This window comes from Pseudoalteromonas atlantica (assembly GCA_007988745.1).
Lineage (GTDB): Bacteria > Pseudomonadota > Gammaproteobacteria > Enterobacterales > Alteromonadaceae > Pseudoalteromonas > Pseudoalteromonas atlantica.
In genome coordinates this window covers 1-12,637 of sequence record BJUT01000080.1, presented here as the reverse complement: position 1 = coordinate 12,637, position 12,637 = coordinate 1, and the positions used below count along the sequence as shown (strand labels likewise).

Below are 12,637 nucleotides of genomic sequence, written 5' to 3'. Positions count from 1 at the left end.
TAAACGCGATACCGAACTAATAGATGCAAGCGCTTCCCCTCTAAAGCCTAAGGAGCAAATGTTTTCTAAATCATCGAGTGATTTAAGTTTACTTGTTGCATGGCGAGAAAGCGCTAAAGTGAGCTCATTTTTGCCAATACCTGAGCCATTATCACGAATACGAATAAGCTTGTGACCACCCCGCTCTATGTCTATTTGCACACGCGTAGCGCCCGCATCTAAGCTATTTTCTACCAGTTCTTTAACCACTGAAGCCGGGCGTTCAACCACTTCACCTGCCGCTATTTGGTTAGCTAATCGTGCAGGTAATATTTCAATACTCATGAGGCCCCTAATACGTGTACAGGTTTAATAAACATCAACTCTGCGGTATGTCCAGCTCTTGACCTATAAACAAGGTGTTTGAGCGTAGTTGATTAACTTGCTTTAATTTGGCTACCGATACGCCATACCGACTCGCTAATAGACTTAGCGATTCACCTGGGCGAACTTTATGCTTAGTTGGGTACTGCGATTTAAGCTTTGCAAATAACGAATCATCAGGTGGGTTTTTTAAGTAATAATTTTTTATAGACGTAAACATCGCTTTAGCTAAGCGTTCCTGATGATTAGCGCTTTTTAACATGCGCTCTTCACGGGGGTTTGAAATAAAACCTGTCTCAACCAAAATGGAAGGAATATCTGGCGACTTTAATACGGCAAGACTTGCATGTTGTGGATCTTTTTTATGTAATTTAGCGACCTTTTTTAGCTCTTTTACTACTTCTTCAGCCACACTAAGCCCTGTTTTCATTGAATGGTCCATAGACATATCGAGTAGCGCTTGCGCGAGGTACTTTTCGTTAGCAGCATCTTTAATTACATCAGCTGCACCACCTAAAAGCTCTGAGTGTTTTTCTTTATCTTCTATCCATTTACCAATCTCAGAATTAGCGCGACCAAGCGATAACACCCACACCGAAGCACCATTTGGCCCAGGGCTGGTAAATGCATCAGCATGAATTGACACTAAAAAGTCGGCTTTTTTCTGGCGTGCTCGGTTGGTACGGGTATTAAGCTTAACAAAGTAGTCGCCACTTCTTACCATGCGCGAAATCATGCCACGTTCGCCGTCAATCATACGCTCTAAACGTTTAGCTATTTGCAGGGTAATGGTTTTTTCATACGTACCAGAGGGGCCAATAGAACCAGGGTCTTCTCCGCCATGGCCCGCATCAATTGCAATAACAATGTCTCGCTCTTGGCTTAATTGGCGCTTTTTAGCTGCTTTTTGGGCAGGTGTAGTACTTACTGCGGGTTCACTTTTATTATATAAATCCACAACCAGCCTATTTTTGTACGGGCCAGTAGGTGCCAGCGCAAAAATAACCGGCTTAATAGGCGCTGTTAGCTCAAATACAAAACGTACACTTTGTTTATTTTTAGGCTTTGAATAGCGCAGCTTGCTTACAATTTTGTGTTTAGAAGGAATACTCGGTAATACTTTTAACCCTTTGGTGTTTTCAAGGTCGACCACTAAGCGACTCGGGTTTTTAAGCATAAAATAGCTGAAATCGGGCTTATCATCTAAATCAAATACCACCCGCGTGCTATCTGGCGAGGGCCATACTCGTACACTATTTATGGTATTTTTTGCCCACAACGGTAAGCTCACAGCGAAAACTATGAAACAAATAAAAAGTTTAACTACACCTCGATTCATTATAACTACCATTGCCTTAACTATTTATTATTATGAGAGCGGGCGCCTTGACCCGCTATTAGCTTATTAACCTAAACGTTGGATAGTAAATCTACCTTAAGCTGCTATTTTGTACGCCAACTAAAAAGGTAACTTTGATGCTTTTATATTTCAATGTGTTAGTAAGTATATTAACTCGGGTTTAGGTTAGTTAGTTTTTCGACAATTGCTATTCCGCGCTCGCTGGCACTATTAATAACAATTTTGCGCTCATCGCCAACGTAACTTAAGGTAATGTCTAAATCGGGAACAGGTATAAATTCTCCCCCTTTTTCTGGCCACTCAACAATACAAATAGCCTGCTCAGAAAAGTAATCTCTTATACCCATGTACTCAAGCTCTTCAGGATCGCCTAACCGGTATAAGTCAAAATGATATACATTAGCACGTGTCAGTTCGTATGGCTCTACCAACGTATAGGTTGGGCTTTTTACCTTACCAGTGTGGCCAAAGCCTTGCACTACACCACGCGTAAATGTTGTTTTACCTGCGCCTAAATCACCGTGTAAATAAATTACTGCACCTTGCTCTATAATAGCAGCCACTTTGTTACCCATTGCTACTGTGGCTATTTCATCATTTAGGTGAGCTTCAAAACTACGCGTCATTGTTACCTCAAAATTTACTAAAAGCGCATCTTTGCTAATCATACCAGAATATTTCTTGAAGGCGATAAATTGGCGTTTTAGGCATAAAAAAACCGGCCTAAGCCGGTTTTAATTAACTGGGGCTTTATAGCCCTAGTTTTTTCTCAAGGTAGTGGATATTTGTACCACCACTTTGGAAGTTTTCGTCTGCAAGAATTTTCTTATGTAATGGCGTGTTTGTTTTGATGCCATCAATAACTAATTCGTTCAACGCATTACGAGCACGGGCAATAGCCACATCACGGTTTTCACCGTAAGTAATAAGCTTACCAATCATCGAATCGTAATGTGGGGGTACTGTATAGTCAGCATAAATATGGCTATCCCAACGAATACCTAAACCACCTGCAGGGTGGAAACGTGTAATTTTACCCGGCGACGGGATAAACGTTTCTGGGTCTTCTGCGTTAATACGACATTCAATTGCATGGCCGCGGATAACCACGTCATCTTGCGTGAAAGATAGCGGTTGCCCAGCAGCAATTTTCAGCTGCTCTTTAATTAAATCAACACCGCTTACCATTTCAGTCACTGGGTGCTCAACTTGAATACGGGTGTTCATTTCGATGAAGTAAAATTCGCCGTTTTCGTATAAAAACTCAAACGTACCCGCACCACGGTAACCAATTTCGATACATGCACGTGTACAGCGCTCACCAATAAATTTACGCACTTCAGCCGTTATACCTGGCGCTGGTGCTTCTTCAACTACTTTTTGGTGACGACGTTGCATAGAACAGTCACGCTCACCTAAATGAACAGCATTACCTTGTCCATCAGCAAGTACCTGAATTTCAATATGGCGAGGGTTTTCAAGGAATTTTTCCATGTAAACCATGCTATTACCAAAAAACTGTTTCGCTTCTTGTTGAGTAAGTGCGATTGAATCAATTAATTCAGCTTCGCTACGTACTACACGCATACCACGGCCACCACCGCCACCAGCGGCTTTAATAATTACCGGGTAACCAATGCGCTTTGCAATTTGCATGTTGCGTTCTTTGTCATCCGATACCGGACCGTCAGAACCAGGTACACATGGTACACCAGCTTTGCGCATTGCATTGATTGCCGATACTTTATCGCCCATAAGACGAATAGTGTCGCCTTTTGGACCAATAAATACAAAGCCGCTTTGCTCAACTTGGTCAGCAAAATCTGCATTTTCTGAAAGAAAACCATATCCTGGGTGAATCGCTACAGCGTCTGTTACTTCAGCAGCCGCAATAATGCGCGGAATATCTAAGTAACTTTCAGTGGCTGGAGGTCTACCGATACAAATGGTTTCATCTGCAAGTAATACGTGCTTAAGATCGCGATCCGCCGTTGAATGCACAGCAACCGTTTTGATCCCAAGCTCTTTGCAGGCGCGCAATACGCGAAGTGCTATTTCACCTCGGTTTGCAATGACTACTTTATCTAACATAAGAGTTGGCCTTTAGGTTACTAAATTATTCAATGATGAATAGAGGTTGATCAAATTCTACTGGTTCGCCATTTTCAACTAAAATAGCTGTAACTGTACCCGCTTTATCTGACTCAATTTGGTTCATCATTTTCATTGCTTCAACGATACATAAAGTATCACCTACTTTAACTTGAGAACCTACTTCTACGTATGCTGGCGCTTCTGGAGAAGCTGCTGAGTAAAATGAACCAACCATAGGTGATTTAACTTGATGGCCTGCAGGCGCTGCTGGTGTAGCATCAGCTTCAACGGCTGGCGCAGCTTGTGCTGGTGCCGCAGGTGCTGGAGCAGCAAATTGCTGTGGTGCGTACTGAGCGTAAGCAGGACCTGCGCTCATGTTGTTACGGTTAATACGTACTGATTCTTCACCTTCAGTGATTTCTAGCTCAGCAATACCTGATTCTTCTACTAATTCGATTAGCTTTTTGATCTTGCGAATATCCATGAACGACCCGCCTATAAGTTTGTTAGTTTAAATTAATTCGAGTTTTGCAACCGGCTCACGGCAGCGTTCAATGCTGCGTGGTAACCCATTGCACCTAATCCACATACCACACCTTGCGCCACATCAGAAAAATACGAATGATGACGAAATGCTTCACGTGCATGCACATTACTTAAGTGCACCTCAAAAAAAGGAATATCAACGCTTAACAATGCATCACGTAAAGCGACGCTAGTATGCGTAAATGCAGCAGGATTAATAATTATGTAATCAACTGCCTGCCAAGCATCGTGTATTCTTTCTATAAGGGCTTGCTCACTATTACTTTGAAAATGCGTAAGCTGAACATCTAGACCCTCTGCGGCAGTCGTTAGTTCGCTCATAATTTCACCAAGAGTGTGCAAACCGTACTTTTCTGGCTCACGCTTTCCTAGCATGTTTAAGTTTGGACCATTTATAACTAAAAGTTTAAATTTTGCAGCCATAATACGCGATATATCCTCTAAGTAATGAGTTAAGCCGTTGCGAGCTAAGTTTGTACACTAAATTAAGTATAAAAAACAAAAATTGCAACAAATTCTCACGTTAGCCAACTATTATAGTCAGTTCGATGTAAATAGCAGCAAAATACTGGTCTAATCTCTGGAGGTGTAATAAATATGACGTAATTGGAGGCAAGCCACTTGGTAAGCCCAAGCGGCTAAATTGCACTATTATTGTGCGCTGGCGCGCACTGCAGCTAGGTGGGTGGCAAAATCATCAGCGTTTAAAAATCCTGTAACGCGCTCTGAACTTAGCTCTTGCCCTTGTGTGTTAAAAAACAAAATACTGGGTAAACCAAACACAGTGAACTCTTCCATCAGCTCAATGGTGGTGTCATCACTTTGTGTTAAATCGATTTGAATTAACTGATAGTGACTAAACTCGCTCTGTACTTTGGCATCTGGAAATGTGTAATGCTCAAACTCTTTACATGCCACACACCAATCGGCGTATAAATCAACCATCACCAGTTTGCCTTGCTGATTAGCTTCAGCAACAGCGTTTTTTAGCTCAGTTAAATTAGCCACTTGTTTAAACTCATTACTTTGCTGACTAACCTGCCCAACCTGTTGCTGCGGCCAAATAACGTTTTTAGCTAATGTAAAACCAGTAACTACTAAAAATGTAGCACTAAACCAAAGCGCTGTTTTAAGCTTGCTTTGTGGCTGAGCACTCTGCCAATAGTGTAAATAAACAGCCGTTGCCAGTGCTAAAATACCTGCCATAAGTAAAATAATGTCGGCGCTAATTATGCGCTCTAATAAAATAAGTGGCACAACAAGCATAATAAAACCAAATAACGTTTTAACTTGCTCCATCCAACCGCCAGCTTTAGGAAGCAATTTGCCACCAGACGTACCGAGTAATAAAAGCGGTAGGCCCATTCCTAAACTTAATACATACAGGGTTAAACCACCGACAAGGTAGTCACCACTTTGCGCTACAAATAATAGCGCAGCAGACAACGGAGCTGTGGTACAAGGTGATGCAATTAACCCTGACAACACCCCCATTAAAAACACACCTATGTAATTGCCGCCTTTTTGGTTATTACTGACTTGCGTTAGCTTGCTCATCATGGCGCTGGGTAACTTAATTTCGTACCAGCCAAACATCGACATTGCGAGCAATACAAACAGTAAACTAAAACTAATAAGTACATAAGGGTGTTGTAAATACCCCTGCACTTGCCCGCCTAAGGCCGCCACTACTAATCCTAATGCAGCATAAGTAAGCGCCATACCTTGTATATATACAAACGACAACGCAAACGCTTTTTTAGTAGATAAATTTTGCTGCCCTGCAATTAAACTCGATAAAATAGGAAACATAGGGAACACACAGGGTGTAAACGCAAGCCCCACCCCAACAACAAAAAATATGAGTAAATTGGTTACTAAACTTTGACTTGCTAATCGCTCTGTAAAACTTAAATCTTGAGTGGTTGTATTACTTTGGCTACGCGTTGAGTCTACAGAAGGAGTTAATGCGTTTAATGTATCAGCGGCATCAGCAGATGAGTTATTACCTTGCGCTTGCTCTGAGGCAATAACGCCTAAAGGAATACTAATAACCTCAGGCGGATAACATAGCCCTGCTTTGGCACAGCCCTGATAACGCACCTTTACAACAGCACCCTCTGTAACATTACTGAGCTTACTTATAACACTCACACTATTGAAAAAAACTTCGGTTTTGCCAAAAAACTCGTCTTCAATTATTTCGCCAGAACCGGCATCGCCTACCTTTATGTTGGCGCCTTTGGCGATAATTTCTATTTTCTTTTTATAAAGGTAATAGTCAGGGGCTATATCCCACCCCACAAATAAAGTACTACCTTGTTGATCAAAATCAAATACAAACGCTTGGTCTACGGGTAAAAAGGTTTGCTGTGGCGGGGCAAGTAAATCACCTAGCACATTATTGGTGTTTGCCTTTGCAGGAAGCGCCAGCAAGCTAACCAATAATAAAAAGAAAAACCGCATTAATTTAATACCTCATCCATCCAATGAAAATAAGCCAAATTACCAGTGGCCACATCAACCACTTGAATTTCGGGTACTTCGTAACTGTGTAAACTTTTGATGGTTTCAAAAACATCATTCATTTTTTCTGATTTTGTTTTAATCAGTAGCTTTGCTTCTATCTCTTGGGCAACATCGCCTTCCCACATATAAACTGAGGTCATATTTGGTAAAATATTTACACACGCCGCTAATTTTTGCGCTACAAGTGCTTTTGCTAAAGTGCGTGCTTCAGCCTCATCTTTGCACGTGGTAAATATCAATTTAAATTGCGTAGTCATAATTAACCTTTACTAATTTATAGGGAACTAATGCAATAGTATCTGATAGCTAGTGTAATGTGTAGGCGATGAATAATTGTAGATATTAAGCAATTATTAATCACTTTAAGCTCAACCTTGAAAATAGACCCCTTCACCCTCACTTATATTTCATCCACTCTTTTGAGTGCCATTATTTAGAGAGCCCTATGTTTAGATTTTTATTTGTGTTGTTTATTATCATTCCTATCATCGAAATTGCGCTACTAATACAGGTTAGCGATGTAATTGGTGGATTTGCGACTATAGCCCTAGTGATTGTTACGGCTATTTTGGGCGCCAGAATGGTTAAACAACAAGGTATGGGTGCATTACAAAATGCACAAAGCCAAATGGCCCAAGGGCAAATGCCAGCTAAAGAATTATTTACCGGTATTTGCGTGATCATTGCGGGTGTTTTATTGCTAACCCCAGGCATTATGACCGATCTATTCGGCCTACTATTATTAACCCCCTCAATACGCAACAAACTTGCTGCAGGCCTTGCAAGTCAAGCAACGGTACGCATGAGCACAGGTGCACAGCAAGGCTCTTCAGCCTTTTCACAACACGCACACTCGCAGCAAGAACAACAGCATGTAAATAAACCAACTACCATTGATGGCGAGTATGAGAGAAAAGATTAAAAATTTATCGATTTTTCTCTTGGAATTTTACACTCTACCCCCATTAATGAATGCAAATTAGAAAAGCTTTTTTCTGTACTGTTCAGAAACTGTTAGGAGAACTAAAAAAATGAACATTCGTCCTTTACAAGATCGCGTAATCGTTAAGCGTCTAGAAGAAGAAACCAAGTCTGCTGGCGGTATTGTATTAACTGGCTCTGCAGCTGAAAAATCAACTCGCGGAGAAGTTATTGCTGTTGGCAATGGTCGCGTTCTAGATAACGGTGACGTTAGAGCTTTAGAAGTAAAAGCCGGTGACACTGTGTTATTTGGCTCATATGTTGAAAAAACTGAAAAGATCGAAGGTCAAGAGTACCTGATCATGCGTGAAGACAACATTTTAGGCATTGTAGGCTAACCCTACTTTTCGTTTAACAAACATTTAAGAATTTAGAGGAAATTAAAGATGGCAGCAAAAGAAGTACTTTTTGCAGGTGACGCACGCACTAAAATGCTAACAGGCGTAAATATCCTAGCAAACGCAGTAAAAGTGACCTTAGGTCCTAAAGGCCGTAACGTAGTACTAGATAAATCATTTGGCTCTCCAGTGATCACCAAAGATGGTGTATCTGTAGCAAAAGAAATCGAACTTGAAGACAAGTTTGAAAACATGGGTGCACAAATGGTAAAAGAAGTTGCATCTAAAGCAAATGATGCAGCGGGTGACGGTACTACTACCGCAACTGTACTTGCGCAATCTATTGTAAACGAAGGTCTTAAAGCGGTTGCTGCGGGTATGAACCCAATGGATCTTAAGCGCGGTATTGATAAAGCAATTATCGCTGCTGTAGAAGAACTTAAAGCGCTATCTGTACCATGTGCTGATACTAAAGCTATTGCACAAGTAGGTACTATTTCAGCTAACTCTGATAAAGAAATTGGCGACATCATTGCACAAGCAATGGAAAAAGTAGGCCGTAACACAGGTGTTATTACTGTAGAAGAAGGTCAATCACTAGAGAACGAATTAGATGTTGTAGAAGGCATGCAGTTTGACCGTGGTTACCTATCTCCGTACTTTATCAATAACGCTGAAAAAGGCGCTGTTGAGCTAGACAACCCGTTCATTCTACTTGTAGATAAAAAAGTATCTAACATTCGTGAGTTACTACCTACATTAGAAGCCGTTGCTAAAGCAAGCAAGCCACTATTAATCATTGCTGAAGACCTAGAAGGCGAAGCACTTGCAACGCTTGTAGTTAACAATATGCGCGGTATTGTTAAAGTATCAGCAGTTAAAGCCCCTGGTTTTGGCGACCGTCGTAAAGCAATGCTACAAGATATCGCCGTATTAACTGGCGGTACTGTTATCTCTGAAGAAATTGGTTTAGAGCTTGAAAAAGCAACTATCGAAGACCTAGGTACTGCTAAGCGTGTAGTAATCACTAAAGATGATACAACTATCATTGATGGTGCGGGTGAAGAAGATGGCATTAACGGCCGTGTTGCTCAAATTAAAGCACAGATTGAAGAAGCAACGTCTGACTACGATAAAGAAAAACTACAAGAGCGTATGGCTAAACTTGCCGGCGGTGTTGCAGTAATTAAAGTAGGCGCAGCGACTGAAATTGAAATGAAAGAGAAAAAAGACCGTGTTGAAGATGCATTACATGCAACTCGTGCAGCGGTTGAAGAAGGCGTAGTACCTGGTGGTGGTGTTGCTCTTGTACGTGCTGCTAGCAAGCTAGTTGAGCTACTTGGCGACAACGAAGACCAAAACCACGGTATCAAAGTTGCTCTTCGTGCAATGGAAGCACCACTTCGTCAAATCGTAACAAATGCAGGCGACGAAGCGTCAGTAGTAATAAACGCTGTTAAAGGTGGCGAAGGTAACTACGGTTACAACGCAGCCTCTGGCGAATACAACGATATGCTTGAAATGGGTATCCTAGATCCAACTAAAGTAACGCGCTCTGCACTACAATTTGCAGGTTCGATTGCGGGTCTAATGATCACTACCGAAGCAATGGTTGCTGAAATCCCTAAAGAAGAAGCTGCTGGTGCCCCTGATATGGGTGGCATGGGCGGAATGGGTGGCATGGGCGGAATGATGTGATCATCCTCCTTTAAGCACCTTGCTTATATAAAAACCCAGCTTCGGCTGGGTTTTTGCTTTTTAGTACAAGCCTATTGTTATTGCTTAATTTATCTCCAAATCTATACCATGAGTTATTGGATTAAAGGTAAAAGGATTTGCTTAATAATAATGAATTAATCTCCTTCTTTATTTTGGTATCACTTATAACAGGGTTAGTGGTATTTATTGCTTGGATTATGCTTAAGCTCGTTATATGGGGTAAGAGCATGTCTAAAGGAGCGTATTTATTTTTAGCATTTTTTCCACTAATTTCACTTATGCCTATCCCACCCCCTACTTATGAAAATGTTCAAAAGGCCAAGCAAGAGCAGCGTAAACGAAAAGAAGACTCAGGTGACGACCCTACGAATGAAGATGAGTAAGCCAGTTTAGCTACGTAAATTAAAACACTCTTTAAGGACGCTTTAAGCATGCTCTAAGGTTTAAAATAGAGTGAACCTTTTTACTACTAACCCTATATGCGAAGCCAATGTATAACGTACAACTCCCCTTAAAATAAGCTTTAATAAACATTTACCTATACTATTTAACCCTGTATTGATATGTGAAAATACACCGACATAAAACAACTTTAGGTTTTTAAGTTATGCCAAAGCAGCATATAGGTAGTATTGCTCTTGTTGTAAAAGACTATGACGAAGCAATCGCATTTTATACAAAAAAATTAAGCTTTGAATTAGTGGAAGATACGGATTTAGGTGATGGAAAACGCTGGGTGTTAATAACTCCACCCAACTCAAACGGCACACATATATTACTTGCACAAGCCACAGAGCCTGAGCAGTTTAACGCTGTTGGTAATCAAGCAGGTAGCCGTGTATGGCTATTTTTAAACACTGACAACTTTTGGCACGACTACGAAAGCATGCTAGAAAATGGCGTAGTATTTCATGAGCAGCCTCGTAATGAGCCTTACGGTACGGTGGCCGTATTTGAAGATCTCTATGGTAACAAATGGGATCTTATTCAACAAAGCTAAATACTTAGTTGATTAACGACCTGACTATTTGAAATAAATCCGAGGGTAGCATGCCGCGCTGCCCTTGCTCTTCAGCCGCAACTTCACCAGCTCGAGCATGAAGAGTTACCCCGTATCGCGCTGCTTCATCGATACTAAGCCCTTGAGCAAGCAATGCACCAATAATACCTGTAAGTACGTCGCCACTCCCTCCCACGGCAAGTGCTGCATTACCATTTTCACACACCCAAGTGTTTTTACCGTTATCAATTAAAGAGCCAGCGCCTTTTAATATGCAAGTAGCATTATACCGTTTTGCGCATAATCGCACGCTATCAAACCTATTTGACTCTATTTCAGATGTATTTTTGCTAATGAGCCGAGCCGCCTCACCAGGATGCGGAGTAAGAACACATTGAGCCAACGTATAAGCACTTGCATTTTCAGCTAATAAATTAAGTGCATCAGCATCAAGTACAAGCGGCGTATTGTGCTCTTGGCAATAGTGCATTACTGTGCAAAACGTTTTTTTAGCCCATTCATCCTGCCCAAGTCCAGGACCAAGTACAACACAACTTGCCCACTCTAAAGCCTGTTCAAGGTTTTCACTCATGACCATTAATTCTGCCCTACCTATGCTTATTGGCATAATAGAGCTTTGATGCGTATAAACCTTCACCATCCCCGCACCTGCTCGTAGCGCAGCTTCACTACTGAGCCTAATTGCTCCCGCAGTACCTTGGTTGCCACCTACGCATAATAACTTGCCATGATTGCCCTTATGGCTATTTAAAGCCCGAGAGCCCAAACGTTTAAAGCTATCTATATTTATCAAGTGAGCACAAGGTGAAGCCAGTTGACTAAAAGTATCTTCAATTGCTAATTCATCGAGAATCAACTCACCGGCATGCTGTTTACCTGTCCCTGTAGAAAGGCCCTGTTTAATCGCAATAAAAGTAAGTGTTTTTGTTGCCTGAATAGCTGCGCCTAATACTTCACCTGTATTTGCATCAATCCCTGAGGGAACATCGATACTTAAAACAGGCTTTTCGCTTTGGTTGATGGCAGTAATAATCTCACAATAATTTTCGCGAACAGGTGAATTAAGCACAGTACCTAGTAACCCATCAATCACACAGTCACAGCAATCTAAATCACTCTTTGCAAACTCGTTAACTATGCCACCAGTATCAAGCCATAGCTGCTTTGCTTTAGCAGCATCACCACTGAGTGTTTTAGCAGGATCTATAGCGCAAACTTTAACCTCTGCGCCAGAGTCCTTAATTAAACACGCGGCTATGTAAGCATCACCCGCATTATTGCCATTACCTACAATAATCAAAGTAAGCTTAGCGTTAAAAGACTGCCACTGCTTGTATACGGACTCCCCCGCTCGCTGCATTAAAGTAAATAAATCTATTCCACATTGCTTAGCCGCCTCTCCCTCATAGGAGCGAATCTGCTCTTTTGTGTAAATATGCCTTTGTTTATTTAACATAGAAACTCGCCATAAATAAGTGTGTAGATGCTCTATAACTATAGCTTGGGATAAAAGAGCACTTTTCAATAGCGGATTTAGCATGTTAAACAGCTATTAAAACGAAAATTGAAGGCTTTAGTACAAAGAGTGTGAGTTCTGTGGTGGGCTTTTGCCGCGGGTTTCGTGATACTCAACCCACGCTACGGAGGTGGGGATATTACGTAAAGACATGTATTTAACTTGTCTGC

The 12,637-nt window shown here is 41.4% G+C and carries 14 protein-coding genes; 5 read left to right on the top strand and 9 right to left on the bottom strand.

Translation table 11 applies throughout. From position 1 onward, the window contains the following. The 8 genes from mutL to cutA all read right to left on the bottom strand — a co-directional run. The coding region (gene mutL, locus PAT01_RS19045; RefSeq protein ID WP_186807314.1) for a DNA mismatch repair endonuclease MutL at positions 1-324 on the bottom strand (324 nt) is incomplete at its 3' end. Positions 325-358: 34 nt separating this feature from the next. Continuing rightward, on the bottom strand, positions 359-1,702 hold the full coding sequence (locus PAT01_RS19040; RefSeq protein WP_031289362.1) for an N-acetylmuramoyl-L-alanine amidase: 1,344 nt from the start codon (positions 1,700-1,702) through the stop codon (positions 359-361). A 170-nt stretch (positions 1,703-1,872) separates the two neighbouring features. Beyond that, on the bottom strand, positions 1,873-2,349 hold the full coding sequence (tsaE, locus tag PAT01_RS19035; RefSeq protein ID WP_004587669.1) for a tRNA (adenosine(37)-N6)-threonylcarbamoyltransferase complex ATPase subunit type 1 TsaE: 477 nt from the start codon (positions 2,347-2,349) through the stop codon (positions 1,873-1,875). A 124-nt stretch (positions 2,350-2,473) separates the two neighbouring features. Continuing rightward, positions 2,474-3,814: an acetyl-CoA carboxylase biotin carboxylase subunit gene (gene accC / locus PAT01_RS19030; protein ID WP_024031477.1), complete on the bottom strand. Its 1,341-nt coding sequence runs from the start codon at positions 3,812-3,814 to the stop codon at positions 2,474-2,476. A 25-nt stretch (positions 3,815-3,839) separates the two neighbouring features. Continuing rightward, a complete protein-coding gene (accB, locus tag PAT01_RS19025) occupies positions 3,840-4,301 on the bottom strand; it encodes an acetyl-CoA carboxylase biotin carboxyl carrier protein (protein WP_004587671.1) in 462 nt (153 codons plus the stop codon). 32 nt (positions 4,302-4,333) lie between these two features. Next, positions 4,334-4,786, bottom strand: a complete 453-nt coding sequence (gene aroQ, locus PAT01_RS19020) for a type II 3-dehydroquinate dehydratase (RefSeq protein ID WP_024031479.1) — start codon at positions 4,784-4,786, stop codon at positions 4,334-4,336. A 228-nt stretch (positions 4,787-5,014) separates the two neighbouring features. Continuing rightward, positions 5,015-6,829 carry a protein-disulfide reductase DsbD gene (locus tag PAT01_RS19015; RefSeq protein WP_138579735.1) on the bottom strand — a complete coding sequence of 605 codons (1,815 nt, stop codon included), beginning with the start codon at positions 6,827-6,829 and terminating at the stop codon, positions 5,015-5,017. Beyond that, positions 6,829-7,149 (bottom strand): divalent-cation tolerance protein CutA, encoded by a 321-nt coding sequence (gene cutA / locus PAT01_RS19010; RefSeq protein ID WP_029772613.1) that lies wholly within the window; start codon positions 7,147-7,149, stop codon positions 6,829-6,831. The genes PAT01_RS19015 and cutA overlap by 1 nt, the downstream gene beginning before the upstream one ends. Before the next feature lie 188 nt (positions 7,150-7,337). Here cutA and PAT01_RS19005 point away from each other — a divergent pair, with 188 nt between their 5' ends. From PAT01_RS19005 to PAT01_RS18990, 5 genes are all read left to right on the top strand, one after another. After that, positions 7,338-7,814 (top strand): FxsA family protein, encoded by a 477-nt coding sequence (locus tag PAT01_RS19005; protein WP_138579736.1) that lies wholly within the window; start codon positions 7,338-7,340, stop codon positions 7,812-7,814. Between the two features lie 109 nt (positions 7,815-7,923). Continuing rightward, positions 7,924-8,211, top strand: a complete 288-nt coding sequence (locus tag PAT01_RS19000; protein WP_004587676.1) for a co-chaperone GroES — start codon at positions 7,924-7,926, stop codon at positions 8,209-8,211. Between the two features lie 48 nt (positions 8,212-8,259). Further along, the gene (gene groL / locus PAT01_RS18995) at positions 8,260-9,909 is read left to right on the top strand and encodes a chaperonin GroEL (RefSeq protein ID WP_138579737.1); all 1,650 of its coding nucleotides are present in this window, start codon (positions 8,260-8,262) and stop codon (positions 9,907-9,909) included. Between the two features lie 137 nt (positions 9,910-10,046). Continuing rightward, entirely contained in the window at positions 10,047-10,313 is a 267-nt protein-coding gene (locus PAT01_RS20140; protein WP_186807315.1) for a hypothetical protein, read from the top strand. 224 nt (positions 10,314-10,537) lie between these two features. Beyond that, a complete protein-coding gene (locus PAT01_RS18990) occupies positions 10,538-10,930 on the top strand; it encodes a VOC family protein (protein ID WP_138578975.1) in 393 nt (130 codons plus the stop codon). A gap of 4 nt (positions 10,931-10,934) precedes the next feature. On the opposite strand, the gene PAT01_RS18985 is transcribed toward PAT01_RS18990, so the two are convergent. After that, complete coding sequence (locus tag PAT01_RS18985; RefSeq protein WP_138578973.1) at positions 10,935-12,407, bottom strand: NAD(P)H-hydrate dehydratase; 1,473 nt, start codon at positions 12,405-12,407, stop codon at positions 10,935-10,937. Positions 12,408-12,637 lie beyond the last annotated feature (230 nt).

Coding starts and splice junctions, on each gene's coding strand:
- aroQ (WP_024031479.1), bottom strand. CDS start 4,786: ATGGCTGCAAAATTTAAACTTTTAGTTATAAATGGTCCAAACTTAAAC.
- PAT01_RS19015 (WP_138579735.1), bottom strand. CDS start 6,829: ATGCGGTTTTTCTTTTTATTATTGGTTAGCTTGCTGGCGCTTCCTGCA.
- PAT01_RS19005 (WP_138579736.1), top strand. CDS start 7,338: ATGTTTAGATTTTTATTTGTGTTGTTTATTATCATTCCTATCATCGAA.
- PAT01_RS18990 (WP_138578975.1), top strand. CDS start 10,538: ATGCCAAAGCAGCATATAGGTAGTATTGCTCTTGTTGTAAAAGACTAT.
- cutA (WP_029772613.1), bottom strand. CDS start 7,149: ATGACTACGCAATTTAAATTGATATTTACCACGTGCAAAGATGAGGCT.
- PAT01_RS19000 (WP_004587676.1), top strand. CDS start 7,924: ATGAACATTCGTCCTTTACAAGATCGCGTAATCGTTAAGCGTCTAGAA.
- accB (WP_004587671.1), bottom strand. CDS start 4,301: ATGGATATTCGCAAGATCAAAAAGCTAATCGAATTAGTAGAAGAATCA.
- accC (WP_024031477.1), bottom strand. CDS start 3,814: ATGTTAGATAAAGTAGTCATTGCAAACCGAGGTGAAATAGCACTTCGC.
- groL (WP_138579737.1), top strand. CDS start 8,260: ATGGCAGCAAAAGAAGTACTTTTTGCAGGTGACGCACGCACTAAAATG.
- PAT01_RS18985 (WP_138578973.1), bottom strand. CDS start 12,407: ATGTTAAATAAACAAAGGCATATTTACACAAAAGAGCAGATTCGCTCC.
- tsaE (WP_004587669.1), bottom strand. CDS start 2,349: ATGACGCGTAGTTTTGAAGCTCACCTAAATGATGAAATAGCCACAGTA.
- PAT01_RS19040 (WP_031289362.1), bottom strand. CDS start 1,702: ATGAATCGAGGTGTAGTTAAACTTTTTATTTGTTTCATAGTTTTCGCT.